Source organism: Citrobacter sedlakii (genome assembly GCF_018128425.1).
In the GTDB taxonomy this organism is placed as follows: Bacteria; Pseudomonadota; Gammaproteobacteria; order Enterobacterales; family Enterobacteriaceae; genus Citrobacter_A; species Citrobacter_A sedlakii.
Genome location: NZ_CP071070.1, coordinates 3,337,740 through 3,362,131 on the forward strand (window position 1 = coordinate 3,337,740; position 24,392 = coordinate 3,362,131).

The window sequence follows — 24,392 nt, forward strand, 5'->3', positions numbered from 1 at the left end:
TGAGATATGAAAAAAATAGCTCTGGCAGTGGCTTTGGCAGTAACGTTGGCAGGATGTGCATCTTCAGGAAATCAGCAACTGAAAAACGAGACTGAAACAAGCGTTCAGTCGAAAATCCAGGAGGGGAAAACCACCAAAGCAGAGGTGAAGTCAGTCTTTGGATCTCCTGACGCTGTTTCTTACACTGATGGCGGTAACGAAATCTGGAAGTATGCCTTCGCCAAAGTTAAAGTTAACGGCACTTCCTTTATCCCTTTTTATGGTCTATTCCATAACGGAACAAACGGCACCAAAAAAGAGCTGACCATTCTCTTTAAAGACGACAAGGTGCAGAAGTACACCATGGCTGAATCAGCAATCAATACCAAATCAGGATGGGCAGACTGATAATCTGTTTTATACCCGGCCTTTGAGCCGGGATAATCTCATAGATTGCCATCCGAACCCCTACCACTCCCCATACCCACACCCCATAGATACCACTTAGTATATTTCTAATCTCAGCAATTCCTATCTGTAATTTTAAAAAAATTACCTTATTTTTCATGCAGGTAAACTATCTCGATAAAATTATTTACCTATAGGTATAGACAAAGTTTTTACCCACAGGTATATTTTGACCATCAGCAGGAAGCTGGTAGCCAAAACGGAAAGGCAATGCTCTTTAACTTCGACGGTGCGCTGACAAAGCGCGAACAGATACCAAACGAGATGGGTTTGGGGTGCGGGCAGAAGCCAACCTCTTCGGCGGAGGCGCTCGGCAATGAGTACGCGGTCAGGGTTAGCCGCCTGACTGCCTGCACCACCAAAGCCATTTCACACGAGGACAAAGCCATGACGGTTATCCAATACGGTTCTTCAGTATCAGCAGGTAACGCTAAAACTCGCCGTCATGAGCGGCGCAGGAAGCTTGCTATCGAACGCGACGCTATCAGCAATATCTTTGACGCGATATTTGGTTGCGAATCTCCTGACGCTTCTCATGATGAAACACGCAAGCCTGTATCTCGTGTAGACAGAGCCACTTCGCTCGGAAGTCTGCGCGATAAGAAAGAGCAGGAAGCACCACAGAAAACTAACCGCCTGTACTACAGCAAGCCAACCCGTGAAATGGGAGTGACTTGTGTAGGACGGCAGAAAATTAAATTAGGCAGTAAGCCACTGTATGAGGGGTGAATATGAGTAAATCATGGAACGTTCCATTCCCTGAATCAGAGGTGGAGCATGACGGGATGCCTGTATTCTGGCGATTTCAGTCAACCGTTGAAGAAGATGGCATAAAGGTTTTCGCATTGCAGTACGTTGCTTTTCACCAAACGGAGCATTACGCATGGTTGGTTCCTGCGCACTGGATTGATCTCTATAAGCCTGAGCCAAAACGTTGGATGCAGGAATGGAAGGATAAAAAGAGAAGATACGCAATCAAGAAGGTTAAGAAAAGCGCGGAAAGGTCTTTCGCATTTCCAACCAAAAAATTAGCAATTGAAAGCTTATTGCGAAGAAAGAAATACCACTTGATGCATCTTAAACAAGACCTTGCTGTTGTATCCACTGTTGTAGATGAAATGAAAAAGCTAGATATCAATGAGCCGCGTATTGATTACAACTTCGGTCACAACCAAGAAACAGAAAATTGGGTATTCGAATAGGCCGCATAGTCGGCCTTCTTTTGGCAGCAAGCCACAGAGGTGAATATGAGCATTGAACAAATGAGAGTTGTATGCGAGGGGGCAAAATCCCTTGGAATGGCTCTGATAGGTGATGATTTTATTGGCTATAAATTCTGCGATGGAGATGAAAACCTTAGGGAGGCAGCTAATGAGCTACTTCAGGCATTCTTCCCAGCAGATTTACTTCAGGACGATGAACACGAATACATTCAGCGCGTTAAGTTTCTTGGTTACCACAGAGACGAAGATTATAGCAGTGCAAGATGGAATCAGGATAAAACGCAGGCAGCCATCAGCAAGGCTATGGGGGAGGAGTGATGAGTAATTTAGATAACGGTGGTTATGCATTCCCAATTCCGAATGCAGATTTTCAAACTTTCGCACCAAGTACGATTGAGGAATATAAGCGAGTTCAGTCAGGCATGACATTGCGTGATTACTTTGCAGCAAAGGTAATTAATGGAATCCTATCTGACCCCAACGCAGGTTTGTTAGAAGATGATTTAAACAGATATGCGGTAATTTCTTATAAAGCAGCGGACGCAATGCTCAAAGCTCGCGAATAAGCACTGTGTATTCATTCCAGTGAGTGAATACACGGAGCAATATCGCTCGTAACCGAATGAGGACGAAGACTCGTTCTGGTTATTGGAGAATCATCCCTTGATAGTCTTGCCGCTCTATATGGGCGGCATTCTTTTTGCCTGGAGGAAAGCATGGAAATCGACGTTCGAAAAGTTGCAACTTATTCATCAAATGGTGGATGGAGAGAAGTAACCGTCAAAGAAGATAATACGACTATTAAGTTTGACTTAAACACTTATGGCGAAATTAAAGAGTTTTGCCATCACCTCTTGGATACCGCTTTTGCTGAGATGGAAATGGATGAAATCATCGCCTATCTAACGGAAAACAGCTATAGCGACGAGATTATCGAGCGCTACGAAGAAGAGAAATCAGAAGCCGCCTGAGTGCGGCTTTTTCATGCCCGCATATCAACAGAGATTCACGAGTCTCTATCGCTATGCAATCACACACAACATAAGGAACCAGCCCATGATGCAACTAAGCCTCGCGGGTAGCGGCGTCATGTCCGCTTTTTATCCCGCTGAATCCGAATTATCCAAACGTGTTCGCCGTCTTATTCGTGCTGTTCGTAAGCAACTGGAGGCGTTATGCAAAACACATTAACCGTTATTCGCCAGTGCGTAACTCCAGGAATGCTGGTTATTCACCACGGAAAGCCATGGAGAGCAGCAGTTAACAAAGACGGCAAGTTGCACATCCACACACTGACCGAAGCTAAGCCACTTAAAGACCTGCTGGTAGATATCGTGCTTAACCATAAAAACGAGCCGGAGATTATCTAGTGAGCATTGCAGATACATGGTCAGACGATGCGTTTATTCGCCTTATGAAAGACATGCTCAATCAGCAGAAAGAACAGGAGAACGATGATGATTCCTACAGACCTAGCCAGAACTCCAGAATTGAGCAGGATAAAGCGTCAGTATCACCTGACTGAGGCAATGTACTGGCGTAAGGCAGGTGATAAGTCGATGAAGTCCTTCTGTCTTGATATGGCTCGCCGTGAACGAATGAATAAAGGCGAGTTTCTGGCTAATCCATCTGAACTTCCATTCTGAGGTAATTATGAGCATACAATTTTATGAGCGGCTGGCAGCTATTCAGGAGCACCTTAACGCGCCAAAAAATCAGTATAACTCGTTCGGGAAATATAAATATCGCAGCTGCGAGGACATTCTTGAAGGAGTAAAGCCGCTGCTGAAAGGCCTGTTCCTGTCAATCACTGATGAGATTGTCCTGATAGGCGATCGTTATTACGTCAAAGCCACGGCGACAATCACGGATGGTGAAAATAGCCACTCAGCAAGCGCTATAGCGCGAGAAGAAGAAAGCAAAAAGGGAATGGATGCTGCTCAGGTAACAGGCGCTACAAGTTCTTACGCTCGCAAATATTGCCTTAATGGTTTGTTCGGTATTGATGACTCAAAAGACGCTGATACTGACGAGCATAAACAACAGCAGAATGCAGCTCCGCCGAAACAACAAAAACCATCCCCTACTCCTGAGCAAATTCTGAAGGCATTTACTGATGCAGCGGCACAAAAGGCCTCAGTTGATGAGCTTAAACAGGCCTTTGCCAAGGCATGGAAAATGCTTGAAGGAAGTGATGAGCAGCATAAAGCTCAGGACGTTTACAACATTCGTAAAGATGAACTTGAAGGAGCGATCGCTTAATGGCGCATTCAATTACTGTACGACTAAACAAGCCAGCAAGAGAGTTTCAGGCTGGAGAAAATATCGGATTCAACATTCGTGCTGGCGTTCAGTATTACGACCGCCAGACAAAAAAGAAAGAATGGACAAACTACAGTGCCGCTGTATTTGCCAAACCGGGGGCCCAAGCTGATTACTACCGAAGCGTTCTGGTTGAAGGTGGAATCGTTGAAATTACCGGAGAGAACATCAAGGTGGATGTTTATCAGGGGCAAAACGGACAGTCCATAACTCTTGAGTTGCTTAATGCTCGAATAGGGTTTGCTAATTCAGGAAGTAACCAGCGGCCAGCTACCCAACCGCAAGAAACATACGACGACGCGATCCCCTTCTGATTTGGAAGTGACATGGAAATTTCAAAAGAAACCATTGAGAAATATCTACACTACGATCCCAATACTGGATTATTTAGATGGCGGGTTTATAGAAGCAGGATAGCCAGACCAAATAGCATAGCAGGATCTATCCAAAGCAAAGGCTATATAAACATAATGATAGATGGAAAAAATTATTATGCCCACCGCCTTGCATGGATAGTTACTTATGGAGAGACACCACAAGAAATTGATCACATTAATGGGATTAGGTCAGATAATAGGATTGGAAACCTTAGAAATTGCACAAGTTCACAAAACAAACTCAATTCAAAAGTAAACACTAGGAATAAATCCGGAGTTAAGGGTGTGTTTTGGCATGAAAGAGACAAAAGATGGATAGCTTATGGAGGAGGTAAAGAACTAGGAAGATCTCAGTCTCTTCTTGAAGCGGTTAATTTAAGAAATAAATTTATAGATACACACCCAGACTCTTCGTTTTTCGCAAAATAATCCTGAAGGTAAAAATATGAGACCTCTTTACGGGGCGGATGACCCGCGCCGGTTATCTGGTAATTCCGTCTCGGAGGTGCTGGATAACTTCAGAAAGAACTACGACCTGATTATGGCTATGCCGCAGGAAACGAAAGCAGAAAAGGAACTTCGCCATCTCATCTGGCTTGCGGAAAAAGAAGAACGCGAAGCCATCTACCAGACATCAATCCGTCCGTTCCGCAAAGCTACTTATACCAAATTCATTGAAATTGACTCGCGCCTTCGTGATTACCGTTCTCGTTATGGCGCTATCAGTAATAACTGAGGAATTCATCATGATTGGCAACACATATGACCCAGGTATTTCCCCTCACGAATTAATAGCCAGACACAAATTCAAGCCAATGCCAGATAAGCAGGAGTTACTCAAGCGTGACTCTTTTAACACACGCGAGAGATTGCAGAACAACAAGTGGCTAAATGCGATGCTGAGAGGTGGGAAATGAAACCGAGTTATGAAGAACTTGAAGAGCAACTGAACAGATCGCGACGTCTCTGTGATGCCGCTCTGGCTAATGAGCGGGTCTGGGAAACAGCCATGATGCAGGCATGCGGTGAGGATGGGCCGAAATCAGTGGCTGATAAGTTTTCCGAACTGAAAGCCCAATGCGCGGCGCTGGCTGCGGAGAATGCTGGGCTTAAGGACTTTGTCAAAACCTGTTTCCGCGAAGCGGCTGATGGTGCATCGCTGGATGGTGCTGATATTCAGGAGCTTGGCGAAAGTCTTGGCTTGTTTGGACGCGAGACGTATCAACCAGCGTTGCACGGCTACATCTGCGGTCATGAGGCTGGAGAGGACACCGTCTATGTCATGAAGAAAACCCCGGCAACCGACGCTTTCTTGGCTGAAGTGCGGGCGCGGGTCTGGGTTGAGGGTAACGAGCCAACTGAATTTGGTCGCTACTGGGTTCGTTATGAAACCGATACTGGCCCGCAATACTGCTCGGCGAAATGGATTGAACACAACTTCTGCGCGGGCAGCGATACCAACATCCACAAAATCTGGCTTGCGGACCATTCGCGTTCAATCAACAGCCTGAAGGGTGTAACCCACTACACCATGTTGCCAGAGCCAATCGAAGGAGGCGCCAAGTGAGTGCAGAAATTACTTCAATCTCTGGCTTTCTCAACGACCTCCGCTGGGGTGTTGATAAGCACGTTATTAACTATGAAAACGAGCATGTATGGATGGGGCCATCCGAACAAGGTGGCTTCACTGACTGCTGCTATTACGGCTACGAATGCGAACGCCACAAGCCTATCAGAGAAGCAGAGGACGCCGCGCAACCTCGCAAAGGAGTGTAGTCATGAGCGAAATATCAAGCTACCCGGCAGTGCAGCAGATTAACTTCTACGTCAACGATGCGTCTCCTGAATTGTTATTTGAGCGCAGGGTTTATTTAGAAAATTACCTACTCCCATGCTGGAAAGGAAGGCTGGCAGAAATGCAGTCATGGAGCGAATGCACAGACGCTGATTTAAAACTTCTCGCTGCATACCAAAGAGGCGTTGATTATCTGACGGATGCGTTAAAACAGGAGACCGCCCAATGAGCAACATCGACAAACAGGCGCTGCGTGAAGCGGCGAAGAAGGCTACGCCGGGGCCGTGGTACGTACATGACAAGCCTTGTGAGGACGGTAACTATGGGATTGATACCAGCGATAAAGAGTTTCTGGCTGAAGCCGTCGTGTGGTGGGGGTTTGCAAGGCAGAGTATTTGGCGTGAAGAGGACGCGAAATACATCGCCCTAGCCAACCCAGCAACCGTGCTGGCGCTGCTGGATGAGCTGGAAGCCGCAGAACGGCGCATCGCTGATCTGGAAGATCTACTGGAGGCTGAGGTTCGGTTGTGGACACAACGTTACGACTGCGCAAATAGCCGCAGAGAAGCCGCAGAGAAGCGCGTGGCTGAAGTGGAGGCGCGGGAGGTGACGCTACCTGAAGATGCTGAGCATGACGTTATGGCTCCTGTTGTTGCGTACTTTTTGGAGCATTTCAAGTGGGATGGAAGCTCGGTTCGTTGGGATGGTCGCAAAGAGTATGACCTTTTGGCCGATAGAGTGAAATACGCGCTAAACATGGTTTTTCGCCGCGCCGCTGGCATCGGTAAGGGGGAGTGATGGCATTGACGAAAAAACAGCGCGCCGAGTTGCGCATGAAGTTCGGCGGTCGCTGCGCTTACTGCGGCTGCGAGCTACCTGAAAAGGGTTGGCATGCCGACCATGTTGAAGCCGCTCTGCGCAAGTGGGAGTTTGGTGAACGACAGTCAAATGGGGTACGCCGCACTGTCGCAACTGGTGAGTTCTGGAGGCCGGAGAATGACGCTATCGAAAACCTTTTCCCGGCTTGCGCTCCATGCAATCTGTTTAAAGCGACATTCACCGTTGAAGATTTCCGTAAACAGATAACCGCTCAGGTAGAGCGTGCGCGCGCCTACAGCGTCAATTTCCGAACGGCAGAGCGTTTTGGCCTGGTTGAGGTAGTCGATAAGCCAGTTGTTTTCTGGTTTGAACAATATCAGGAAGGAGCGACAGCATGACCACTATTACCAAAGAGTCCATCACGGACACAATCAAAGGGCTGGAGCAGTTAGTCAATCGCGGTATTCAGTCTATCTACATCGATATGGCTATCGCTGGTATGCGTAGCCTGCTGGCATCGCTCGAAGCTGATCCTGTTCTTTACGCGGCAGAGGAAACGCTTGCTTACGCTAAGCATGGTGAGCTTCACCTGACCTGTTTATCAGAACCAATGGGGGATGCGGTTATTCCGCTATACACCGCCCCGCCAGCGACGGTATGTGAGAGAGAGTCGGTGCAGATGTTTGGCATTGGATCAGTGTTTAAGCCTCAAATATTGAGCATAGATGAGGTTGATTGTGATAACTGCGCACATTACCAGCCTAATGTCTGCCATGGGGAAGGATGCCCTGCCGCCATGCTTCAGTGTGCCGATGATGAAGTTGGCGAAAAATGAGAGTGGCGATGCCTAAATCCCCAGCAGAGCGCAAAGCTGCGCGTATAAGTGATGTTATACAAAGATAAACGTATAAGGCCATGCTACTGTATAGCCTTCGCTTTTTTGTGTGGAGGTTTTTATGACATGTAAGGTATGTGAAAAACAGCCCAGAGGACGCCGTCAACCCCCTCTAGAATGCATGGAGTCTATCCCTGAAGAGCAAGGCGAGTACATGAGTCTAAATGGCCGTGCAACCCAGGAAAGCTACTATGTTTGTAGAGAGTGCGGACATAAATGGATGCATGAAACTGGAAATTGCGGCATGGGATGGCAACCTTAAGGTTAATTTATGTCAAGGTTCAACATAGCAGCAAAGAGCCAGGAAGATCGTGACAAGGTTAATGTTGACCTTGCCGCTTCTGGTGTCGCGTACAAAGAACGCCTGAATATGCCCGTAATCGCTGAGCAGGTAGCACGAGAACAGCCTGAGCATCTGCGCGAGTATTTCTTGGAAAGAGTCCGATACTATCGCGAGCAGTCGTTAACGCTGCCGAGAGCAAGTGACCCGCGATATATAGAGATGGCAGAGCAGAACGCCAAGAAGTAACAACCTGAACGAATACGAACCCGCCGAGTGCGGGTTTTCTTTTATCTTAACCCGCTACGGCGGGTTTTGTTTTATGGAGTGAATGATGAAACTGATTGATTTGCTGATTAATGAGCTACCGAAACGAGGTGGCTGGCCTGTTGGTGTGGATGCGGTTTATCAAAATGCTCGGGGATGCCTGGTGCGTCAGATTTTTCAATCTGGATGCACAGACGCTGAAATTGATATCGCATTTGATGTGCTGGCAGATGATATGTACAAGGGTGTACTTCGCGAGCAATACGAATCCGCACTTGCTGCCAGCAAGACAGAATGGAATGGCGATGGATTACCTCCGGTGGGTGTTGAATTCGAGCACTCATTTCATGCTGACAGTTTTTCAACATGGCACTGTCGCAGGTGCACTGCTGTTGGTAAACATGGCGTGCTATGTATTGATGAGAAAGACACGGAGATATACCTGAATGACACGAACAACAGGTTCAGACCTATCCGCTCTGAAGCAGATAAGAAACGATATGCTGCTATTGAGGCGTTATTTGAGATTCTTGATGCAGGCGTTTCTACATCGCAAGACTCCATTGACATTTACGACGCCATAGCAGCCGGTAAGATTCCTCACATCCGCATCGACTAGACCGCCGCAATGGCGGTTTTTTATTGGAGATAGATAATGAATTTAACAATTAAGCAGATTCACGAACCGGCTAGTTTCGCTGGCCTGTCCTGCAACACTCCTGAAGATGCGCAGGTGGAAGGCGATACAGAAATCACTATTGATAGCGGCGACATTCATGATGATGGTGGGTACGGTATTTATTCAGGGCTACGTGCTCATTTTACTGAATACCCTGAAGAGGGTTATATCGCACTGGACGAATTACCGGAGTAACCATGGAATCACACAGCCTCACACTCGATGAGGCCTGTGCATTTCTCAAAATATCCAGACCTACCGCCACCAACTGGATTCGCACAGGCCGCCTTCAGGCAACACGTAAAGACCCCACAAAACCAAAATCCCCTTACCTCACCACACGGCAAGCCTGCATTGCGGCGCTCCAGTCTCCGTTGCATACTGTTGGCGTGAGCGCGGGTGATGGCATCAGAGAGGAAAGAAAATGTCACTCTTCCGCAGAGGTGAAATATGGTACGCCTCGTATTCGCTCCCGGGCGGGAAGCGAATTAAGGAGTCTCTTGGCACAACGGACAAGCGGCAAGCACAGGAGTTGCACGACAAAAGAAAGGCTGAACTCTGGCGAGTAGACAGACTCGGCGACTTTCCCGATGTGACTTTTGAAGAAGCCTGCTTACGATGGATTGAGGAGAAATCAGATAAGAAGTCGCTCGATACTGACAAAGGCCGGATGGGATTCTGGCTTGAGCATTTTGAAGGTGTCAGGTTAAAGGACATTACCGAGGCGAGGATTTACTCAGCGGTTAGCAGGATGCATAACCGAAGCAATCTGGAGATATGGAAAGCACGAGTCGAAGCAGCAAGGAAGAAAGGAAATCCTGACCCTGTTTATGTAGCTAAGCCGGTAACCACTTCCACCAAGGCGAAGCACCTTGCGTTGATGAAAGCCATTCTCAGAGCAGCAGAACGCGACTGGAAGTGGCTGGAGAAAGCGCCAGTCATCAAGATACCGACCGTCAGGAATAAGCGCGTCAGATGGCTGGAGAAGGACGAAGCAAAGCGCTTGATTGATGAATGTCCGGAGCCGTTAAAGTCTGTCGTCAAGTTCGCGCTGGCAACAGGTTTACGACGTTCGAATATCATCAATCTGGAGTGGCAGCAGATTGACATGCAGCGCCGTGTGGCATGGGTTAACCCGGAAGACAGCAAATCAAACAGAGCTATTGGCGTAGCGCTGAATGATACCGCATGTAAGGTTCTGCGTGACCAGATAGGCAATCATCATAAATTTGTGTTCGTACACACAAAGGCAGGAAGAAGGCCTGATGGTTCCATCACTCCGGCAGTCAGGAAAATGAGGGTCGATGATGGTCGCGCATGGAAGTCTGCATGTAATCGTGCAGGAATAGAAGATTTCCGGTTCCATGACCTGAGACATACATGGGCAAGCTGGCTGATTCAGTCAGGTGTTCCATTGTCGGTACTACAGGAGATGGGTGGCTGGGAGTCGATAGAAATGGTGCGTCGATATGCCCACCTCGCGCCTAATCACCTGACCGAACATGCGAAGCAAATTGACTCGATTTTTAACGATGATGTCCCAAATATGTCCCACGAAGGAAATTTAGAGGCAGGAGGAAATGGTTAACTTATTGATAATTAAGAGCGCCCCCTGCAGGATTCGAACCTGCGACCGACGGCTTAGAAGGCCGTTGCTCTATCCAGCTGAGCTAAGGGAGCATCGAGAGAAAACAAACTGACATAAAACTGCCCGGTATTATACGTTCACCACTCTGGTGGTCAATGGCTTTCCTTTCAACTGCTTGAGTTATGAGCATAACCGCCGCCGTTCACCTCAAGAGTGGCCTGATTCCTGTCAAAAACTGCCGCGACCGTAAGCGGCGACTGACAACCGTCCTCACTTCTGACAAAATAGCCGCATCCCCTTCGACGTGAAATTACAGATGGAATCCTCTCTCTGATGGCAGCAAAGATTATTGACGGTAAAACGATTGCGCAGCAGGTGCGCTCTGAGGTTGCTCAAAAAGTTCAGGCGCGCGTGGCGGCCGGACTGCGGGCGCCTGGACTGGCGGTTGTGCTGGTAGGCAGTAACCCGGCTTCGCAGATTTATGTCGCAAGCAAACGTAAGGCCTGTGACGAAGTGGGATTCGTCTCCCGCTCCTATGACCTGCCGGAAACCACCAGCGAGGCGGAGTTACTGGAACTGATCGATACGCTGAATGCCGATAACACCATTGACGGTATTCTGGTGCAATTGCCGCTTCCGGCGGGTATCGATAACGTGAAAGTGCTGGAGCGTATCGATCCGGACAAAGACGTGGATGGTTTTCATCCTTACAACGTTGGTCGCCTGTGCCAGCGCGCGCCGCGTCTGCGCCCCTGTACGCCCCGCGGCATCGTTACCCTGCTTGAACGCTACAATATCGACCTTTACGGCCTGAACGCCGTCGTGATTGGCGCATCCAACATCGTGGGCCGCCCGATGAGCATGGAGCTGCTGCTGGCCGGTTGCACGACCACGGTGACGCACCGCTTTACCAAAAATCTGCGCCATCATGTCGAAAATGCCGATCTGCTGGTCGTCGCGGTCGGTAAACCGGGCTTTATTCCCGGTGAGTGGATCAAAGAAGGCGCCATCGTGGTTGATGTCGGCATTAACCGTCTGGAAAATGGCAAGGTGGTTGGCGACGTCGTTTTTGACGACGCGTCCGCGCGCGCATCTTACATTACCCCCGTGCCGGGCGGCGTTGGCCCAATGACCGTCGCCACTCTTATCGAAAACACGCTTCAGGCGTGTGTTGAATATCACGACCCACAGGATAACTAACATGGCGACATTTTCTTTAGGCAAGCATTCTCACGTTGAACTGTGTGATTTGCTGAAACTGGAAGGCTGGAGCGAAAGCGGCGCCCAGGCGAAAATGGCCATTGCGGAAGGACAGGTCAACGTTGACGGCGCGGTGGAAACCCGCAAACGCTGCAAAATCGTTGCCGGTCAAACCGTCAGCTATGCCGGTCAGAGCGTCACCGTCGTCGCCTGATGCCCTTTGCCGGACAGCGGTCTTCGCACCCTGTCCGGCGATGCTCCCCTTCCCGTCGAGTGACTTCATCGTCCCTTCACAGTGCGTTGCGAACATAGCGTTTTTTCATACGAAGCGAAAATATGCCAACGATTCTCACCCACGCGGCTGTCCCGCTCTGCCTCGGCTTAGGGCTGGGCACAAAAGTCATTCCCCCCCGTTTGCTGCTCGCCGGTATCGCGCTGGCGATGGTGCCGGACATGGATGTGCTCTCCTTTAAACTCGGCGTGGCCTACGGCAACGCGTTCGGCCATCGCGGCTTTACCCATTCGCTGCTGTTTGCTTTTGTGGTGCCGATACTGTGCGTGCTCATTGGTCGACGATGGTTGAAAGCCAGTCTGACGCGCTGCTGGCTGTTTCTTACGGTATCACTGCTGTCACACAGTTTACTGGATTCGATCACTACCGGCGGCAAAGGTGTCGGCTGGCTGTGGCCGTGGTCGGATGAACGCTTTTTTGCGCCGTGGCAGGTGATTAAGGTCGCGCCGTTCGCGCTATCGCGCTATGCCACGCCGTATGGCCATCAGGTGATTCTCTCGGAACTGCTGTGGGTGTGGTTACCGGGGCTGATGCTAATGGGGATGTTGTGGTGGAAACGGCGATAAAAAGCCGGATAGCGACGCGTTACGTCTTATCCGGCCTGTAAATAACCTCAACCCGACAAGCGTAAACGCCGCCGGGGATCTCCGTCTTACTTGCGACGCCAGGTGGTTCCCTGCGGTCCGTCTTCCAGGACGATACCCATTTCGTTCAGACGATCGCGCGCCGCATCCGCCGCCGCCCAGTCTTTCGCTTTACGGGCATCCAGACGCTGCTGGATCAACGCTTCGATTTGGGCTACTTCGCCGTCATCCGCCTGCGCGCCGCTTTGCAGGAACGCTTCCGGCTCCTGCTCCAGCAGACCGAGCACAGCAGAAATTTTACGCAGATGTGACGCCATGGCGTTCGCGGCTGCCATATCTTCCCCTTTCAGTCGGTTCACTTCGCGCGCCATGTCGAACAGCACCGAATAGGCTTCCGGCGTATTGAAGTCGTCGTTCATCGCCTCAATGAAGCGCGTTTCAAAGGCTTCGCCACCGGCAGGGGCGACGGTTTTATCCGTTCCGCGCAGCGCGGTGTACAGCCGCTCCAGCGCCGAACGCGCCTGCTTGAGGTTCTCTTCGCTGTAGTTCAGTTGGCTGCGGTAGTGACCGGACATCAGGAAGTAGCGCACCGTTTCCGCATCGTAGTATTTCAACACGTCGCGCACGGTGAAGAAATTGCCCAGCGATTTAGACATCTTTTCGCGATCGACCATCACCATGCCGGAGTGCATCCAGTAGTTCACGTATTCGCCGTCGTGCGCACAGGTGGACTGCGCGATTTCGTTTTCATGATGCGGGAACATCAGATCCGAACCGCCGCCGTGAATATCAAAATGATTACCCAGCTGTTTGCAGTTCATGGCCGAGCATTCAATATGCCAGCCAGGACGGCCTGCGCCCCACGGCGACGGCCAGCTCGGTTCGCCCTCTTTGGACATCTTCCACAGCACGAAGTCCATCGGGTTGCGTTTGACGTCAACCACGTCCACGCGCGCCCCGGCCTGCAACTGATCCAGATCCTGGCGAGACAGCAGACCGTAGTTTGGGTCAGTCGGCACGTCGAACATCACGTCACCGTTGTCTGCGACGTAAGCGTGGCCTTTGGCGATCAGTTGCTCGGTGATCTCAATGATCTCGGCGATATGATGCGTCGCGCGTGGCTCCATGTCCGGGCGCAGAATATTCAGCGCATCAAAATCTTTGTGCATTTCCGCGATCATGCGATCGACAAGCGCCACGAAGCTTTCACCGTTTTCATTAGCGCGTTTGATGATTTTGTCGTCGATATCAGTAATGTTGCGTACGTATTTCAGCGTGTAGCCCAGAAAACGCAGGTAACGCGCCACCACATCGAACGCGACGAAAGTACGGCCATGTCCGATATGACAGAGATCGTAAACGGTAATACCACACACGTACATGCCGACTTCCCCGGCATGAATAGGTTTGAATTCCTCTTTTTGGCGCGTCAGTGTATTAAAAATTTTTAACATTGAAGGTTCCGTGTAAGACGTGTGTGGATCGTAAAGTCCGTATAATACCCATAATTCGGCATGGGATCAGCACACTTTGCAAGGTGATCACAGCCTGCGCTTATGCTATAACACACCCCTTACTCTGACCCTCATCGGGTTAAAGCACTTCTCTATCGGAACAGGATGCAAAAATGGTTACTTTCCACACTAATCACGGCGATATCGTAATCAAAACGTTTGATGATAAAGCGCCTGAAACAGTTAAAAACTTCCTGGACTACTGCCGCGAAGGTTTTTACAACAACACCATTTTCCACCGTGTGATTAACGGTTTCATGATTCAGGGCGGCGGTTTCGAACCTGGCATGAAGCAGAAAGCAACGAAAGAAGCGATCAAAAACGAAGCCAACAACGGTCTGAAAAACACCCGCGGTACGCTGGCGATGGCCCGTACTCAGGCTCCGCACTCTGCAACCGCGCAGTTCTTCATCAACGTCGTCGACAACGACTTCCTGAACTTCTCCGGCGAAAGCATGCAGGGCTGGGGTTACTGCGTATTTGCCGAGGTCGTTGAAGGCATGGACGTTGTGGATAAAATCAAAGGCGTCGCGACCGGTCGCAGCGGTATGCACCAGGACGTACCAAAAGAAGACGTGATCATCGAAAACGTGACCGTTAGCGAGTAATCGTGGCGACACTGTTTATTGCAGATCTTCATCTCTGCACGGAAGAACCGGCGATTACCGCCGGTTTTCTGCGTTTTTTAGCCGGAGAGGCCCGTCAGGCCGACGCGCTGTATATCCTCGGCGATCTGTTTGAAGCCTGGATCGGCGACGACGACCCTCTGCCTCTGCACCGGCAAATCGCGGCGGCAATCAAGGCGGTGGTTGACGCGGGCGTTCCTTGCTTCTTTATTCACGGCAACCGGGACTTTCTGCTTGGGAAACGCTTCGCGCGTGAAAGCGGAATGATCCTTTTGCCGCAGGAAAAGGTGCTCACGCTGTATGGCCGCCGGATACTGATTATGCATGGCGATACGCTGTGTACTGACGACCACGGTTATCAGGCGTTTCGCGCCAAAGTTCATCAGCGCTGGCTGCAAACGCTGTTTCTCGCCCTGCCGTTGTTTATTCGCAAACGGGTAGCCGCGAAAATGCGCGCGGGCAGCAAAGCCGCCAACAGCAGCAAATCGCTGGCCATCATGGACGTTAATCAAGATGCCGTTGTGGCCGGGATGGAAAAACATCAGGTGCAGTGGCTGATCCACGGGCACACCCACCGCCCGGACGTGCATACCCTTACCGCTAACGGCCAACCCGCGTTCCGCGTGGTGTTAGGCGCCTGGCACAGCGAAGGGTCGATGGTAAAAGTGACGCCGACAGACGTTAAACTGATCTCTTTCCCGTTTTAAATCTCCCCGCGAATTGCCAGCCTCATAAGTGACGCAACCGTTTTCCTTGGCGTATTTACATGCTATTCTCTGTGGCCTCAAAAGCAGCGTGTCCCGCACCACAGGAGTTTTCAGACGCATGTCTTCCCGCAATAACCCGGCGCGAGTCGCCATCGTGATGGGGTCCAAAAGCGACTGGGCTACCATGCAGTTCGCCGCCGAAATCTTCGATATTCTGAACGTCCCACACCACGTTGAGGTTGTCTCTGCGCACCGCACCCCCGATAAACTGTTCAGCTTCGCCGAAAGTGCGGAAGAACACGGCTATCAGGTGATTATCGCCGGCGCCGGCGGCGCGGCGCATCTGCCGGGCATGATTGCGGCGAAAACGCTGGTGCCGGTGCTGGGCGTTCCGGTACAAAGCGCAGCGCTGAGCGGCGTCGACAGCCTCTACTCCATCGTGCAAATGCCGCGCGGCATTCCGGTGGGCACGCTGGCGATAGGTAAAGCCGGCGCGGCAAACGCAGCGCTGTTGGCCGCCCAAATTCTGGCAACGCACGACAACGCGTTACGTCAGCGTTTGCACGACTGGCGCAAGGCGCAGACGGACGACGTCCTTGAGAATCCGGACCCGCGAGGTACGGCATGAAACAGGTCTGCGTACTGGGCAACGGTCAGTTAGGTCGAATGCTGCGTCAGGCCGGTGAACCGCTGGGTATCGCCGTCTGGCCGGTTGGGCTGGACGCGGAACCTGCCGCCGTCCCTTTTCAACAAAGCGTTATCACCGCAGAAATTGAGCGCTGGCCGGAAACGGCGCTGACCCGTGAACTGGCGCGTCATCCCGCGTTCGTCAACCGCGACGTCTTCCCGATTATTGCCGACCGCCTGACGCAAAAGCAGCTTTTTGACACGCTCAACCTGGCGACCGCGCCGTGGCAATTGCTGGCCGATAAAAAGGAATGGCCCGCGGTGTTTGAACGGCTGGGTGAACTGGCGATCGTGAAACGTCGCGTCGGCGGCTACGACGGCCGCGGCCAGTGGCGACTGCGCGCGACGGAAACCGACCAGCTTCCGGCCGACTGCTACGGCGAATGCATCGTTGAACAGGGCATCAACTTTTCCGCTGAAGTGTCGCTGGTTGGCGCTCGCGCTTTCGACGGCAGTACGGTGTTTTACCCGTTAACGCGCAACCTGCATCAGGACGGAATTCTGCGTACCAGCGTCGCTTTTCCCCAGGCCAATGCGAAACAGCAGGCACAGGCCGAAGCGATGCTCTCCGCCATTATGCAGGAGCTGAACTACGTCGGCGTAATGGCGATGGAGTGTTTTGTCACGCCGGACGGCCTGTTGATTAACGAACTGGCGCCGCGCGTGCATAACAGCGGTCACTGGACGCAAAACGGCGCCAGCATCAGCCAGTTCGAGTTGCATTTGCGGGCTATTACCGGCCTGCCGATGCCAGCGCCGGTGGTAAACAGCCCGTCGGTGATGGTGAATCTGATTGGCAGCGAGCTGAATGCTGACTGGCTGAAGCTGCCGCTCGTGCACCTGCACTGGTATGACAAAGAGGTGCGTCCGGGGCGTAAAGTTGGCCACCTGAACCTGACCGACAGCGACACCGCGCGCCTGAGCGCAACGCTTGAAGCCCTCGCGCCGCTGCTTCCGCCGGAATACGCCAGCGGTATCGTCTGGGCGCAAAGCCAGCTCAACTAACACATTTAGTGCCAGGGGAAGGAAGTTTCCTTCCCCGTTTCCCCTCTACGCGCGTAAAATCCCCCCATTGCTGTTTTTGTCTTTTCAGGATTTCACATGAACGATGGAACGGACTATCGGGCGATCCTCGCCGCTGATACGCCCTTAATCGATGTCCGCGCGCCGGTTGAATTTCAGCAAGGCGCAATGCCCGGCGCAATCAATTTGCCCTTGATGGATGATGACGAGCGCGCCGCCGTCGGCACCTGTTACAAACGCCAGGGGCCGGACGCTGCGCTGGCGCTGGGTCATCAACGGGTCTGCGGCGAGAAACGCCAGCAGCGAATTGACGCCTGGCGCGCGGCCTGCGAAAAATACCCGCACGGCTATATCTGCTGCGCGCGCGGCGGCCAGCGATCGCATATTACTCAACAGTGGCTGCGCGAGGCGGGCGTCGAGTACCCGCTGATCAAAGGCGGCTACAAAGCGCTGCGCCAGGCGGCGATACACATTACGGAAGAACAGGTCCAGAAACCGATGGTGCTTGTCGGCGGCTGCACAGGCAATGGCAAAACGCAGCTGGTCCAGCAGCGGCCTGATGGGATCGATCTTGAAGGGCTCGCCCATCATCGCGGCTCCTCGTTTGGCCGCACGCTGGAACCGCAGCTCAGCCAGGCGAGTTTTGAAAACCTGCTGGCGGTGACGTTACTGAAAAAACAGGCGTCACGCTGGGTGCTGGAAGATGAAGGCCGGATGATCGGCTCAAACCATCTGCCGGAATGTCTGCGCCTCCGGATGACTCAGGCGAGCATCGCCGTGGTGGACGATCCGTTCGAACGCCGTCTTGAACGGTTGCGCGACGAGTATTTTATCCGTATGCACCATGATTTCACCCACGCATACGGGGACGAACAGGGCTGGCAGGAATATGGCGAGTATCTGCATCACGGGCTTTTCGCTATTCGCCGCCGTCTGGGTTTGCAACGCTTTGCCGAACTGACCGCAAAGCTTGACACCGCGCTGACGGAACAGCGTCGTACCGGTAGCACCGACGCCCATTTCAACTGGCTGGTGCCGCTGCTGGAAGAATATTACGACCCGATGTACCGCTATCAACTGGAGAAAAAAGCCGACAAGATTGTCTTTCGCGGGACGTTTGAAGAGGTGGCGGACTGGCTGCGCCATTAAAAGAGCCGGGCGGCGTTTTCGCCTTACCCGGCGCGCACAGTGCGGCGACACAGGCCGGATAAGACGCCACGCGTCGCTCTCCGGCACTGTCGCCGACTCAGAAGTCGTAACGCAGACGCACGAGGTTCATATCGCCCAGGTCATCGGTGCTGGAGGTGAAGACATGCTCGTAATCAACACGGAAACCATAGTCCAGTTGGAAGCTGATCCCCACGCCGTTATCGGTGCGCAGATAATCCCGGCCATTCACGTATTCAATACGGTCGCCCATAAAGTACGGCTGAATGGATTTCACCGCGTACTGGTTGATCGGGAAAGTGTAGCCCGCGAAGTATTCCAGACCCCAGGCATCACCAGCAAAGTAGTCGTTCACCGATACTTTTTTCGTGGTCATGAAGTTCTGGTACCAGCCGCCGCCCATTGAGAAGGTCCAGTTTTCCGGCGTCCAGCTCAATGCTGTACCCACAATGTTCTGATCGTACGTCTTGTTGCCGTTGCCGCGCATTTCTGCACGGGTGTAGTTCCACGCCGTACCCCAGCTTAGATCGTCAGTAATATGATAATCCGCACCCAGCGAGCCGCCGCCTTTACGCTTGTAGTTCAGGCCGTTGTTTGCGTTGTAGTCATCGCTGAACAGATAAGACGCGTAGAGATCAACATCGCCTACGGTTTTCTTGTATTTCAGCATCTTGCGAGAACGGTAGGAGCCGTCGTAGTCGCCGTTGATCCCGTTACCCGGAGCCTGGCCTATCATGTCATAGTCCCAGATATCGGTTTTCGCGCCCACCACATCGTAGTAAATGCTGTTCTGTTGACCGAAAGTCAGCGTACCCCAGGTATCGCTTTTCAGACCGGTATACAGCATACGGCGGGTGGTGTCGTGCGCGCCTTCGGCGTAGTGGTTATCCCAGTTAAACTGCGCCGGAATATTCACGCCCAGCTCGTAGAAGCTGATCCAGCTAATGTCGTCAAACAGATAGTAATCTGCCGCGAAACGGAAACGGGTGCCGCCGTCAAAACCATTACGTTTATAACCGTTGGCGCCGTCATCGCCCGTCATATTCTGGAACTGGGGACGAATACTCCCGCCCACGGTGAAGTTTAGACGGCTCAGCGGGTTGCCCGCCTGGGGATCTTGTTTCAGAACAGTGATTTCCGCCTGAGAAGCGAAAGACATTAATGCCACTGCCGCGCCGATCGATGCCGCCAGCGCTGTTGTTTTTATAGTCATTATTTTTCCTTGATAGATTTCCTGCTAATTATTCAGCAATGGAATGTTAACCGGAATTACTACAGGCGTGTTGGCGGGTTTTTAATGATTTGTGCCGTTAAACGGCGCGGGCTTATCCATTTATGCTTTTAAAAAAGAGTGCGCCGGTATCTTCACCGGCGCGTCAGTCTCATACGGCTTAATTGCTAAACTGGCGGAACAGCGCCTTCCCCTTCAGTAACCGGATCCCCAACCAGCCGCCGCAGACGGAAAGCAGGAACGCGCCGCTAAGGGGTAAAACCGCCCACAATCGCCAGTCCGGCTGCCAGGGGAAATCAAAGACCCGGGTTTGCAACATTGCCAGCGCTGTTTCTGCGCCAATGGAAGCCACCAGCCCGGACACCAATCCCAGCATGGCAAATTCACACCATAAGGTGGTGCGCAGCAGTTTCTTGCCCGCCCCCAGCGTGCGCCAGACGACCAGTTCCTGATGGCGTTGCCGCATGCCAACCTGCACCTGCGCCAGCAACAGCAGGATGCCGCAGGCGGTAACCAGCACCACCATGACTTCCAGCGCCCGGCTCACCTGCTCCAGTACCTGGCCGACCTGCCGGAGAATAGCGCCGATATCCAGCAGGCTAACCGTCGGAAATTCGCGGTTAAGCTGGGTCAGCATTTCATTGCCGTTTTCCCAACGAAAGCTGGTCAGCCAGCTTTGCGGCTGTCCGTCAAGCGCGCCGGACGGGAAGATAAAGAAGAAGTTTGGCCGCAAACTTTCCCAGTCCACCTTACGCAGACTGGTGACCTTTGCGCTGAACTGTTGGGTATCGCCCATAAAGGTCACGCTATCGCCCAGTGACACGTTCAACCGCTTCGCCAGCCCCTCTTCTATCGACACTTCGCCCTCTTTCGGCGGCCAGACGCCGGCGACAATCGGATTATGGCTGGGTCGGCTATCCTGCCATGTCAGATTCAGCTCGCGGTTTAGCGCTTCATCCGGATTACCTTCGGTCGATTTATCGTTAATGGCCGTCAGGCGTGCCCGGACAATAGGATAAAACGCTTCCGGGATCACCTGATGCTCCGAGAGAAAGGCCTTCACCTGCGGCACCTGTTCAGAAGCGATGTTGATCAGAAAATAGTTGGGGCTTTCCGGCGGCAGTTGCTGCTGCCAGCGATCCAGCAGATCGCCGCGCAGCACCAGCAGTAGCGCCAGCAGCATAAACGACAGCGAGAATGCGGAAAGCTGGCTCAGGGTGGACCATGGCTGACGCAGCAGGCGGCTAACGGCCAGACGCAGCGGCAACGACGAGAGCGTCAGGCCGCGCAGAACATTCAGCAGCATCCACCCCAGCACGCCGCACAGCAGCGCCAGTACCACCGCGCCCGCCAGCACCGCCCACAGCAGGGGACTGCCGCCCATTAATCCGGCGAGCAACAGCACAACGACAACGGTGACGACCGGCAGATAAAACTTCAACGGCCAGACATTCGCCACCGCGTCGCGACGCAGTACGCGCAGCGGCTGAGTCGCCAGCAGCAGACGATACGGACGCAGGCCCACCAGCAGCGAAATGACTATCATGGTGCCCAGCGCCCACAGCCACGGCCAGAGGCTGGCAGGCGGCAGTGCGGCAGGCAATACCGGCTTGAGCAGCACCATTAAGACCTTTTCAAACAGTAACCCTATCGCGCCTCCGGTGACGGCAGAAAGCGCCAGCACCATCAGCCACTGCCCGACGATCAGTTTGCGCAATTGCGCCCTGCCCGCGCCGAGGGTTTTCAGGATTGCCACTAGATCGTAGCGGCTGCGGCAGTAATGGCTCATTGCCACCGCCACGGCGGCGACGGCCAACAGCAGGGTTAACAGCGCTGAAAGCAGTAAAAATTGCTGCGAACGCTCAAGGGATTTACCGAGCGCGCCTTCATCCTGCTCAAGACCATACCAACGATGCTCTGGTTTGAGCTGCGGCAGCAGCCATTTTTCGTAGTCGTCCAATTGCTGCGCAGTACCGCCAAACTTGTAGCGCCAGGTAACGCGGCTGCCGGGCTGTACCGCACCGGTTTTTTCCACATCAGCAATGTTCATCATCAGCCGCGGCGCCATCTGGAATGGGTTAAAGCCTGAGTCCGGCTCCTGCACCACTTCACCGGCAATACGCAACGTGGCGTCGCCCACGTCAAGGGTATCGTCGATTTTCAGATTCAGCAGCGCCATCAGGCGCGGCGCGAGCAGCACCGACCCGGGCTGGGGCTTCAGCCCAGACGGGCGGGTTTCCAGCTTGCCGTACATCGGATAAAGGTCATCAACCGCCTTAACGTTAGCCAGTTGCGGCGTGTCTCCGGCAAACGTCATGGTGGCGAAGGTCAGTTGTTCCCCGACTTTTAGCCCGCGCTGACGCGCTTCGTCGATCCACGCCTGCGGGACCACGCGCGAACTGCGCAGCGTCCGGTCGCCGGCCATAAACTCACGGCTTTGCTGGCTTAACCCTTTCTCCATTCGGTCGCTGATGCTGCCCAGCGCCAGCACACAGGCCACCGCCAGGCTCAGCGCCATCCAGCCAATCAGTAACGACGGCGAGCGCCATTCGCGCCAGAACCAGCGTGCGATCATGCCTCCTCCTGCAACTGTCCGTTGACCAGTCGCAGACGCCTGTCGCAGCGCGCTGCCAGTTGGGGATCGTGGGTCACCAGGATCAACGTCGTCCCGTGTTCACGGTTCAGCGAAAACAGCAGATCGGCAATTTTGTCGCCAGTCTGTCGATCCAGGTTGCCGGTTGGTTCATCCGCAAACAGCACCTCCGGTCGTCCGTTAAACGCGCGCGCCAGCGCCACGCGCTGCTGTTCGCCGCCGGAAAGCTGGGCCGGAAGATGATCCAGACGCTTACCCAGCCCCAGTTGTTCCAGCAACGCTTTCGCGCCTTCCCGGGTTTTGCTGCTGGTTTCCCCACGCAGCAGCGCTGGCAGCTCGACGTTCTCCAGCGCGTTTAGCGTCGGGATCAACATAAACGACTGGAAAACAAAGCCGACGTGCCTGGCGCGCAGTTGCGCCCGCGCTTCCTCGTCCATCTGGTGCAGCGGTTTACCCACCAGACTGACCTCGCCGCCGCTGCCGTCATCCAGTCCGGCGAGGATCGCCAGCAGCGTTGACTTACCCGAACCCGACTCGCCAATCAGGGCGATGGTCTCGGCGCGTTTGACAACCAGTTCAACTCCGGTAAGGATGGAAAGCTCATGCTCCCCCTGACCGACGGACTTCTTAAGATGATGAACTTCAACAATGTTTTCCGCTGGCATTTGCCCTTCCTGTTTTTGATCCTGTTTACCTGTCGGGCCGTGGCGGCTGACACGTTATTAATCCTCGGCGACAGCCTGAGCGCCGGCTATCGTATGTCTGCCAGCGCAGCCTGGCCTGCGCTGTTGAATGACAAATGGCAAGCAAAAACCACGGTTGTCAATGCAAGCATCAGCGGCGACACCTCCGGGCAAGCGCTGGCGCGGCTGCCTGCCTTGCTAAAACAACATCAACCGCGCTGGGTACTGGTTGAGCTTGGCGGTAACGACGGCCTGCGCGGTTTCGCCCCGGCGCAAACCGAACAGACGCTGCGCACCATTTTGCAAAAGGTGAAAGCCGCTAACGCCGAACCGCTGCTGATGCAAATTCGCCTGCCCGCAAACTACGGTCGCCGTTATAATGAAACCTTCAGCGCTGTTTATCCTAAGCTTGCCAGTGAGTTCGATATTCCTCTGTTACCCTTTTTTATGGAAGAGGTCTATCTGAAACCCCAATGGATGCAGGATGATGGTATTCATCCTAACCCCGAAGCTCAGCCGTTTATCGCTGACTGGATGGCGAAACAGCTGAGTCCTTTAGTAAATCATGAGTCATAACACAACGGAGATCCTGACAGGTAAAGTTATGCAAAAATCGGTCTTAATAACAGGATGTTCCAGCGGAATTGGCCTGGAAAGCGCGTTTGAACTTAAGCGCCAGGGCTTTCAAATTCTCGCAGGCTGCCGTAAACCTGAAGATGTCGCCCGCATGAATAGCATGGGCTTCACCGGCGTACAGATCGATCTCGACTCTCCTGAGAGTGTGGATCGCGCCGCCGATGAAGTGATCGCCCTGACCGATAACTGTTTGTTTGGGATCTTTAATAATGCCGGGTACGGCGTTTACGGTCCCCTGAGCACCATCAGTCGTGAGCAGATGGAGCAGCAATTTTCCGCCAACTTTTTTGGCGCTCACCAGCTCACAATGCGCTTATTACCGGCAATGCTGCCCCACGGCGAAGGGCGTATCGTCATGACCTCATCGGTGATGGGGCTGATCTCCACGCCGGGACGCGGCGCTTACGCCGCCAGTAAATACGCGCTGGAAGCGTGGTCGGACGCGCTACGTATGGAGCTGCGCCACAGCGGAATTCACGTCAGCGTGATCGAGCCCGGCCCCATTCGTACCCGTTTTACCGAGAACGTTAACCAAACGCAAAGCGACAAACCGGTGGAAAATCCCGGCATTGCCGCCCGTTTTACCCTGGATCCTGAAGCGGTGGTCAATAAAGTGCGCCACGCGTTTGTCAGCGACAAACCTAAACTTCGCTATCCGGTCACGCTGGTCACCTGGGCCGTCATGCTGCTGAAACGTCTGCTGCCGGGGCGCCTGATGGACAAAATTTTGCGTGGGTGAGTTGAAGCGCGCGCGTCA

General features: G+C 53.0%; 38 protein-coding genes, 1 tRNA gene and 1 pseudogene. 35 read left to right on the forward strand and 5 right to left on the reverse strand.

Annotation, left to right across the window (positions count from 1 at the left end; genetic code table 11):
- The first annotated feature begins 6 nt into the window (after nt 1-6).
- From JY391_RS15985 to JY391_RS16105, 25 genes and pseudogenes are all read left to right on the forward strand, one after another.
- Nucleotides 7-387, forward strand: coding sequence for an SEN1984 family lipoprotein (locus tag JY391_RS15985; RefSeq protein WP_102601543.1), 381 nt, complete (start codon nt 7-9; stop codon nt 385-387).
- A 447-nt stretch (nt 388-834) separates the two neighbouring features.
- Nucleotides 835-1,176, forward strand: a complete 342-nt coding sequence (locus tag JY391_RS15990; RefSeq protein WP_211935813.1) for a transcriptional antitermination N peptide — start codon at nt 835-837, stop codon at nt 1,174-1,176.
- A 2-nt stretch (nt 1,177-1,178) separates the two neighbouring features.
- Entirely contained in the window at nt 1,179-1,649 is a 471-nt protein-coding gene (locus tag JY391_RS15995) for a hypothetical protein (protein WP_211934633.1), read from the forward strand.
- 45 nt (nt 1,650-1,694) lie between these two features.
- Nucleotides 1,695-1,988 carry a hypothetical protein gene (locus JY391_RS16000; RefSeq protein WP_211934634.1) on the forward strand — a complete coding sequence of 98 codons (294 nt, stop codon included), beginning with the start codon at nt 1,695-1,697 and terminating at the stop codon, nt 1,986-1,988.
- Nucleotides 1,988-2,236, forward strand: a complete 249-nt coding sequence (locus tag JY391_RS16005; RefSeq protein ID WP_211935841.1) for a hypothetical protein — start codon at nt 1,988-1,990, stop codon at nt 2,234-2,236. The genes JY391_RS16000 and JY391_RS16005 overlap by 1 nt, the downstream gene beginning before the upstream one ends.
- 150 nt (nt 2,237-2,386) lie before the next feature.
- On the forward strand, nt 2,387-2,641 hold the full coding sequence (locus tag JY391_RS16010; RefSeq protein WP_000401881.1) for a hypothetical protein: 255 nt from the start codon (nt 2,387-2,389) through the stop codon (nt 2,639-2,641).
- 85 nt (nt 2,642-2,726) lie between these two features.
- Nucleotides 2,727-2,861 carry a protease FtsH-inhibitory lysogeny factor CIII gene (locus JY391_RS16015; protein ID WP_023242791.1) on the forward strand — a complete coding sequence of 45 codons (135 nt, stop codon included), beginning with the start codon at nt 2,727-2,729 and terminating at the stop codon, nt 2,859-2,861.
- 29 nt (nt 2,862-2,890) lie between these two features.
- Entirely contained in the window at nt 2,891-3,040 is a 150-nt protein-coding gene (locus JY391_RS24105) for a hypothetical protein (protein ID WP_490818067.1), read from the forward strand.
- An 87-nt stretch (nt 3,041-3,127) separates the two neighbouring features.
- Nucleotides 3,128-3,316, forward strand: coding sequence for a hypothetical protein (locus JY391_RS16025; protein WP_000613174.1), 189 nt, complete (start codon nt 3,128-3,130; stop codon nt 3,314-3,316).
- A 7-nt stretch (nt 3,317-3,323) separates the two neighbouring features.
- Nucleotides 3,324-3,932, forward strand: a complete 609-nt coding sequence (locus JY391_RS16030; protein WP_211934635.1) for an ERF family protein — start codon at nt 3,324-3,326, stop codon at nt 3,930-3,932.
- Entirely contained in the window at nt 3,932-4,306 is a 375-nt protein-coding gene (locus tag JY391_RS16035) for a hypothetical protein (RefSeq protein WP_211934636.1), read from the forward strand. Before JY391_RS16030 ends, JY391_RS16035 begins: the two co-directional genes overlap by 1 nt.
- Before the next feature lie 12 nt (nt 4,307-4,318).
- Nucleotides 4,319-4,798 carry an HNH endonuclease gene (locus JY391_RS16040; RefSeq protein ID WP_211934637.1) on the forward strand — a complete coding sequence of 160 codons (480 nt, stop codon included), beginning with the start codon at nt 4,319-4,321 and terminating at the stop codon, nt 4,796-4,798.
- A gap of 16 nt (nt 4,799-4,814) precedes the next feature.
- Nucleotides 4,815-5,105, forward strand: coding sequence for a phage anti-RecBCD protein (locus JY391_RS16045; protein WP_211934638.1), 291 nt, complete (start codon nt 4,815-4,817; stop codon nt 5,103-5,105).
- A gap of 10 nt (nt 5,106-5,115) precedes the next feature.
- Nucleotides 5,116-5,286 (forward strand): DUF2737 family protein, encoded by a 171-nt coding sequence (locus tag JY391_RS16050; RefSeq protein WP_211934639.1) that lies wholly within the window; start codon nt 5,116-5,118, stop codon nt 5,284-5,286.
- A complete protein-coding gene (locus tag JY391_RS23800) occupies nt 5,283-5,936 on the forward strand; it encodes a hypothetical protein (RefSeq protein WP_229264063.1) in 654 nt (217 codons plus the stop codon). The genes JY391_RS16050 and JY391_RS23800 overlap by 4 nt, the downstream gene beginning before the upstream one ends.
- Nucleotides 5,933-6,145, forward strand: coding sequence for a hypothetical protein (locus JY391_RS16060; RefSeq protein WP_211934640.1), 213 nt, complete (start codon nt 5,933-5,935; stop codon nt 6,143-6,145). Before JY391_RS23800 ends, JY391_RS16060 begins: the two co-directional genes overlap by 4 nt.
- 2 nt (nt 6,146-6,147) lie before the next feature.
- Nucleotides 6,148-6,393 carry a hypothetical protein gene (locus tag JY391_RS16065; RefSeq protein ID WP_211934641.1) on the forward strand — a complete coding sequence of 82 codons (246 nt, stop codon included), beginning with the start codon at nt 6,148-6,150 and terminating at the stop codon, nt 6,391-6,393.
- A complete protein-coding gene (locus tag JY391_RS16070) occupies nt 6,390-6,962 on the forward strand; it encodes an ead/Ea22-like family protein (RefSeq protein ID WP_211934642.1) in 573 nt (190 codons plus the stop codon). Before JY391_RS16065 ends, JY391_RS16070 begins: the two co-directional genes overlap by 4 nt.
- Nucleotides 6,962-7,381, forward strand: coding sequence for an HNH endonuclease (locus JY391_RS16075; RefSeq protein WP_211934643.1), 420 nt, complete (start codon nt 6,962-6,964; stop codon nt 7,379-7,381). Before JY391_RS16070 ends, JY391_RS16075 begins: the two co-directional genes overlap by 1 nt.
- A complete protein-coding gene (locus tag JY391_RS16080; RefSeq protein ID WP_211935842.1) occupies nt 7,378-7,818 on the forward strand; it encodes a hypothetical protein in 441 nt (146 codons plus the stop codon). Before JY391_RS16075 ends, JY391_RS16080 begins: the two co-directional genes overlap by 4 nt.
- A 331-nt stretch (nt 7,819-8,149) precedes the next feature.
- On the forward strand, nt 8,150-8,407 hold the full coding sequence (locus tag JY391_RS16085) for a DNA polymerase III subunit theta (RefSeq protein WP_211934644.1): 258 nt from the start codon (nt 8,150-8,152) through the stop codon (nt 8,405-8,407).
- Between the two features lie 82 nt (nt 8,408-8,489).
- Nucleotides 8,490-9,044 carry a hypothetical protein gene (locus tag JY391_RS16090; RefSeq protein ID WP_211934645.1) on the forward strand — a complete coding sequence of 185 codons (555 nt, stop codon included), beginning with the start codon at nt 8,490-8,492 and terminating at the stop codon, nt 9,042-9,044.
- Between the two features lie 36 nt (nt 9,045-9,080).
- Nucleotides 9,081-9,299, forward strand: coding sequence for a hypothetical protein (locus JY391_RS16095; protein ID WP_211934646.1), 219 nt, complete (start codon nt 9,081-9,083; stop codon nt 9,297-9,299).
- Nucleotides 9,300-9,301: 2 nt separating this feature from the next.
- A pseudogene (locus tag JY391_RS23805) lies at nt 9,302-9,364 on the forward strand (helix-turn-helix domain-containing protein); the annotation flags it as partial.
- 164 nt (nt 9,365-9,528) lie between these two features.
- A complete protein-coding gene (locus JY391_RS16105) occupies nt 9,529-10,692 on the forward strand; it encodes a site-specific integrase (protein ID WP_211934647.1) in 1,164 nt (387 codons plus the stop codon).
- An 18-nt stretch (nt 10,693-10,710) separates the two neighbouring features.
- Here JY391_RS16105 and JY391_RS16110 read toward each other — a convergent pair.
- Nucleotides 10,711-10,784 (reverse strand) — tRNA-Arg (locus JY391_RS16110).
- Between the two features lie 241 nt (nt 10,785-11,025).
- On the opposite strand from JY391_RS16110, the gene folD reads away from it, so the two are divergent.
- From folD to JY391_RS16125, 3 genes are all read left to right on the forward strand, one after another.
- Complete coding sequence (folD, locus tag JY391_RS16115) at nt 11,026-11,892, forward strand: bifunctional methylenetetrahydrofolate dehydrogenase/methenyltetrahydrofolate cyclohydrolase FolD (protein ID WP_042285739.1); 867 nt, start codon at nt 11,026-11,028, stop codon at nt 11,890-11,892.
- A 1-nt stretch (nt 11,893) separates the two neighbouring features.
- Nucleotides 11,894-12,106, forward strand: a complete 213-nt coding sequence (gene ybcJ / locus JY391_RS16120; protein WP_042285741.1) for a ribosome-associated protein YbcJ — start codon at nt 11,894-11,896, stop codon at nt 12,104-12,106.
- A gap of 122 nt (nt 12,107-12,228) precedes the next feature.
- Nucleotides 12,229-12,750 (forward strand): metal-dependent hydrolase, encoded by a 522-nt coding sequence (locus JY391_RS16125; protein WP_211934648.1) that lies wholly within the window; start codon nt 12,229-12,231, stop codon nt 12,748-12,750.
- 86 nt (nt 12,751-12,836) lie between these two features.
- On the opposite strand, the gene cysS is transcribed toward JY391_RS16125, so the two are convergent.
- Nucleotides 12,837-14,222, reverse strand: a complete 1,386-nt coding sequence (gene cysS, locus JY391_RS16130) for a cysteine--tRNA ligase (protein ID WP_042285746.1) — start codon at nt 14,220-14,222, stop codon at nt 12,837-12,839.
- Between the two features lie 173 nt (nt 14,223-14,395).
- Here cysS and ppiB point away from each other — a divergent pair, with 173 nt between their 5' ends.
- From ppiB to mnmH, 5 genes are all read left to right on the forward strand, one after another.
- Nucleotides 14,396-14,890 (forward strand): peptidylprolyl isomerase B, encoded by a 495-nt coding sequence (ppiB, locus tag JY391_RS16135; RefSeq protein WP_012904905.1) that lies wholly within the window; start codon nt 14,396-14,398, stop codon nt 14,888-14,890.
- A gap of 2 nt (nt 14,891-14,892) precedes the next feature.
- Nucleotides 14,893-15,615, forward strand: a complete 723-nt coding sequence (gene lpxH / locus JY391_RS16140) for a UDP-2,3-diacylglucosamine diphosphatase (RefSeq protein WP_060569032.1) — start codon at nt 14,893-14,895, stop codon at nt 15,613-15,615.
- Nucleotides 15,616-15,733: 118 nt separating this feature from the next.
- Nucleotides 15,734-16,243 carry a 5-(carboxyamino)imidazole ribonucleotide mutase gene (gene purE / locus JY391_RS16145; RefSeq protein WP_211934649.1) on the forward strand — a complete coding sequence of 170 codons (510 nt, stop codon included), beginning with the start codon at nt 15,734-15,736 and terminating at the stop codon, nt 16,241-16,243.
- Complete coding sequence (gene purK, locus JY391_RS16150; protein ID WP_042285754.1) at nt 16,240-17,307, forward strand: 5-(carboxyamino)imidazole ribonucleotide synthase; 1,068 nt, start codon at nt 16,240-16,242, stop codon at nt 17,305-17,307. The genes purE and purK overlap by 4 nt, the downstream gene beginning before the upstream one ends.
- A gap of 96 nt (nt 17,308-17,403) precedes the next feature.
- Entirely contained in the window at nt 17,404-18,474 is a 1,071-nt protein-coding gene (gene mnmH, locus JY391_RS16155) for a tRNA 2-selenouridine(34) synthase MnmH (RefSeq protein WP_211934650.1), read from the forward strand.
- Nucleotides 18,475-18,571: 97 nt separating this feature from the next.
- Here mnmH and JY391_RS16160 read toward each other — a convergent pair whose 3' ends face one another.
- From JY391_RS16160 to ybbA, 3 genes are all read right to left on the reverse strand, one after another.
- A complete protein-coding gene (locus tag JY391_RS16160; RefSeq protein WP_042285761.1) occupies nt 18,572-19,705 on the reverse strand; it encodes a porin in 1,134 nt (377 codons plus the stop codon).
- Between the two features lie 178 nt (nt 19,706-19,883).
- The gene (ybbP, locus tag JY391_RS16165; protein WP_211934651.1) at nt 19,884-22,298 is read right to left on the reverse strand and encodes a putative ABC transporter permease subunit YbbP; all 2,415 of its coding nucleotides are present in this window, start codon (nt 22,296-22,298) and stop codon (nt 19,884-19,886) included.
- Nucleotides 22,295-22,981: a putative ABC transporter ATP-binding protein YbbA gene (gene ybbA / locus JY391_RS16170; RefSeq protein WP_199956489.1), complete on the reverse strand. Its 687-nt coding sequence runs from the start codon at nt 22,979-22,981 to the stop codon at nt 22,295-22,297. The genes ybbP and ybbA overlap by 4 nt, the downstream gene beginning before the upstream one ends.
- Here ybbA and tesA point away from each other — a divergent pair.
- Together tesA and JY391_RS16180 are read left to right on the forward strand one after the other, a co-directional pair.
- Nucleotides 22,952-23,575, forward strand: a complete 624-nt coding sequence (gene tesA, locus JY391_RS16175; RefSeq protein ID WP_042286206.1) for a multifunctional acyl-CoA thioesterase I/protease I/lysophospholipase L1 — start codon at nt 22,952-22,954, stop codon at nt 23,573-23,575. The two genes, ybbA and tesA, sit on opposite strands and share 30 nt — an antisense overlap.
- Nucleotides 23,565-24,374: an SDR family oxidoreductase gene (locus tag JY391_RS16180; protein WP_120714857.1), complete on the forward strand. Its 810-nt coding sequence runs from the start codon at nt 23,565-23,567 to the stop codon at nt 24,372-24,374. The genes tesA and JY391_RS16180 overlap by 11 nt, the downstream gene beginning before the upstream one ends.
- The last annotated feature ends 18 nt before the right edge of the window (nt 24,375-24,392 follow it).

Excerpts from the sequence above, each read along its gene's own strand:
- JY391_RS15985 (WP_102601543.1), top strand. The coding sequence starts at position 7 with ATGAAAAAAATAGCTCTGGCAGTGGCTTTGGCAGTAACGTTGGCAGGA.
- JY391_RS15990 (WP_211935813.1), top strand. The coding sequence starts at position 835 with ATGACGGTTATCCAATACGGTTCTTCAGTATCAGCAGGTAACGCTAAA.
- JY391_RS15995 (WP_211934633.1), top strand. The coding sequence starts at position 1,179 with ATGAGTAAATCATGGAACGTTCCATTCCCTGAATCAGAGGTGGAGCAT.
- JY391_RS16000 (WP_211934634.1), top strand. The coding sequence starts at position 1,695 with ATGAGCATTGAACAAATGAGAGTTGTATGCGAGGGGGCAAAATCCCTT.
- JY391_RS16005 (WP_211935841.1), top strand. The coding sequence starts at position 1,988 with ATGAGTAATTTAGATAACGGTGGTTATGCATTCCCAATTCCGAATGCA.
- JY391_RS16010 (WP_000401881.1), top strand. The coding sequence starts at position 2,387 with ATGGAAATCGACGTTCGAAAAGTTGCAACTTATTCATCAAATGGTGGA.
- JY391_RS16015 (WP_023242791.1), top strand. The coding sequence starts at position 2,727 with ATGATGCAACTAAGCCTCGCGGGTAGCGGCGTCATGTCCGCTTTTTAT.
- JY391_RS24105 (WP_490818067.1), top strand. The coding sequence starts at position 2,891 with ATGCTGGTTATTCACCACGGAAAGCCATGGAGAGCAGCAGTTAACAAA.
- JY391_RS16025 (WP_000613174.1), top strand. The coding sequence starts at position 3,128 with ATGATTCCTACAGACCTAGCCAGAACTCCAGAATTGAGCAGGATAAAG.
- JY391_RS16030 (WP_211934635.1), top strand. The coding sequence starts at position 3,324 with ATGAGCATACAATTTTATGAGCGGCTGGCAGCTATTCAGGAGCACCTT.
- JY391_RS16035 (WP_211934636.1), top strand. The coding sequence starts at position 3,932 with ATGGCGCATTCAATTACTGTACGACTAAACAAGCCAGCAAGAGAGTTT.
- JY391_RS16040 (WP_211934637.1), top strand. The coding sequence starts at position 4,319 with ATGGAAATTTCAAAAGAAACCATTGAGAAATATCTACACTACGATCCC.
- JY391_RS16045 (WP_211934638.1), top strand. The coding sequence starts at position 4,815 with ATGAGACCTCTTTACGGGGCGGATGACCCGCGCCGGTTATCTGGTAAT.
- JY391_RS16050 (WP_211934639.1), top strand. The coding sequence starts at position 5,116 with ATGATTGGCAACACATATGACCCAGGTATTTCCCCTCACGAATTAATA.
- JY391_RS23800 (WP_229264063.1), top strand. The coding sequence starts at position 5,283 with ATGAAACCGAGTTATGAAGAACTTGAAGAGCAACTGAACAGATCGCGA.
- JY391_RS16065 (WP_211934641.1), top strand. The coding sequence starts at position 6,148 with ATGAGCGAAATATCAAGCTACCCGGCAGTGCAGCAGATTAACTTCTAC.
- JY391_RS16070 (WP_211934642.1), top strand. The coding sequence starts at position 6,390 with ATGAGCAACATCGACAAACAGGCGCTGCGTGAAGCGGCGAAGAAGGCT.
- JY391_RS16075 (WP_211934643.1), top strand. The coding sequence starts at position 6,962 with ATGGCATTGACGAAAAAACAGCGCGCCGAGTTGCGCATGAAGTTCGGC.
- JY391_RS16080 (WP_211935842.1), top strand. The coding sequence starts at position 7,378 with ATGACCACTATTACCAAAGAGTCCATCACGGACACAATCAAAGGGCTG.
- JY391_RS16085 (WP_211934644.1), top strand. The coding sequence starts at position 8,150 with ATGTCAAGGTTCAACATAGCAGCAAAGAGCCAGGAAGATCGTGACAAG.
- JY391_RS16090 (WP_211934645.1), top strand. The coding sequence starts at position 8,490 with ATGATGAAACTGATTGATTTGCTGATTAATGAGCTACCGAAACGAGGT.
- JY391_RS16095 (WP_211934646.1), top strand. The coding sequence starts at position 9,081 with ATGAATTTAACAATTAAGCAGATTCACGAACCGGCTAGTTTCGCTGGC.
- JY391_RS16105 (WP_211934647.1), top strand. The coding sequence starts at position 9,529 with ATGTCACTCTTCCGCAGAGGTGAAATATGGTACGCCTCGTATTCGCTC.
- folD (WP_042285739.1), top strand. The coding sequence starts at position 11,026 with ATGGCAGCAAAGATTATTGACGGTAAAACGATTGCGCAGCAGGTGCGC.
- ybcJ (WP_042285741.1), top strand. The coding sequence starts at position 11,894 with ATGGCGACATTTTCTTTAGGCAAGCATTCTCACGTTGAACTGTGTGAT.
- JY391_RS16125 (WP_211934648.1), top strand. The coding sequence starts at position 12,229 with ATGCCAACGATTCTCACCCACGCGGCTGTCCCGCTCTGCCTCGGCTTA.
- cysS (WP_042285746.1), bottom strand. The coding sequence starts at position 14,222 with ATGTTAAAAATTTTTAATACACTGACGCGCCAAAAAGAGGAATTCAAA.
- ppiB (WP_012904905.1), top strand. The coding sequence starts at position 14,396 with ATGGTTACTTTCCACACTAATCACGGCGATATCGTAATCAAAACGTTT.
- purE (WP_211934649.1), top strand. The coding sequence starts at position 15,734 with ATGTCTTCCCGCAATAACCCGGCGCGAGTCGCCATCGTGATGGGGTCC.
- purK (WP_042285754.1), top strand. The coding sequence starts at position 16,240 with ATGAAACAGGTCTGCGTACTGGGCAACGGTCAGTTAGGTCGAATGCTG.
- mnmH (WP_211934650.1), top strand. The coding sequence starts at position 17,404 with ATGAACGATGGAACGGACTATCGGGCGATCCTCGCCGCTGATACGCCC.
- JY391_RS16160 (WP_042285761.1), bottom strand. The coding sequence starts at position 19,705 with ATGACTATAAAAACAACAGCGCTGGCGGCATCGATCGGCGCGGCAGTG.
- ybbP (WP_211934651.1), bottom strand. The coding sequence starts at position 22,298 with ATGATCGCACGCTGGTTCTGGCGCGAATGGCGCTCGCCGTCGTTACTG.
- tesA (WP_042286206.1), top strand. The coding sequence starts at position 22,952 with ATGAACTTCAACAATGTTTTCCGCTGGCATTTGCCCTTCCTGTTTTTG.
- ybbA (WP_199956489.1), bottom strand. The coding sequence starts at position 22,981 with ATGCCAGCGGAAAACATTGTTGAAGTTCATCATCTTAAGAAGTCCGTC.
- JY391_RS16180 (WP_120714857.1), top strand. The coding sequence starts at position 23,565 with ATGAGTCATAACACAACGGAGATCCTGACAGGTAAAGTTATGCAAAAA.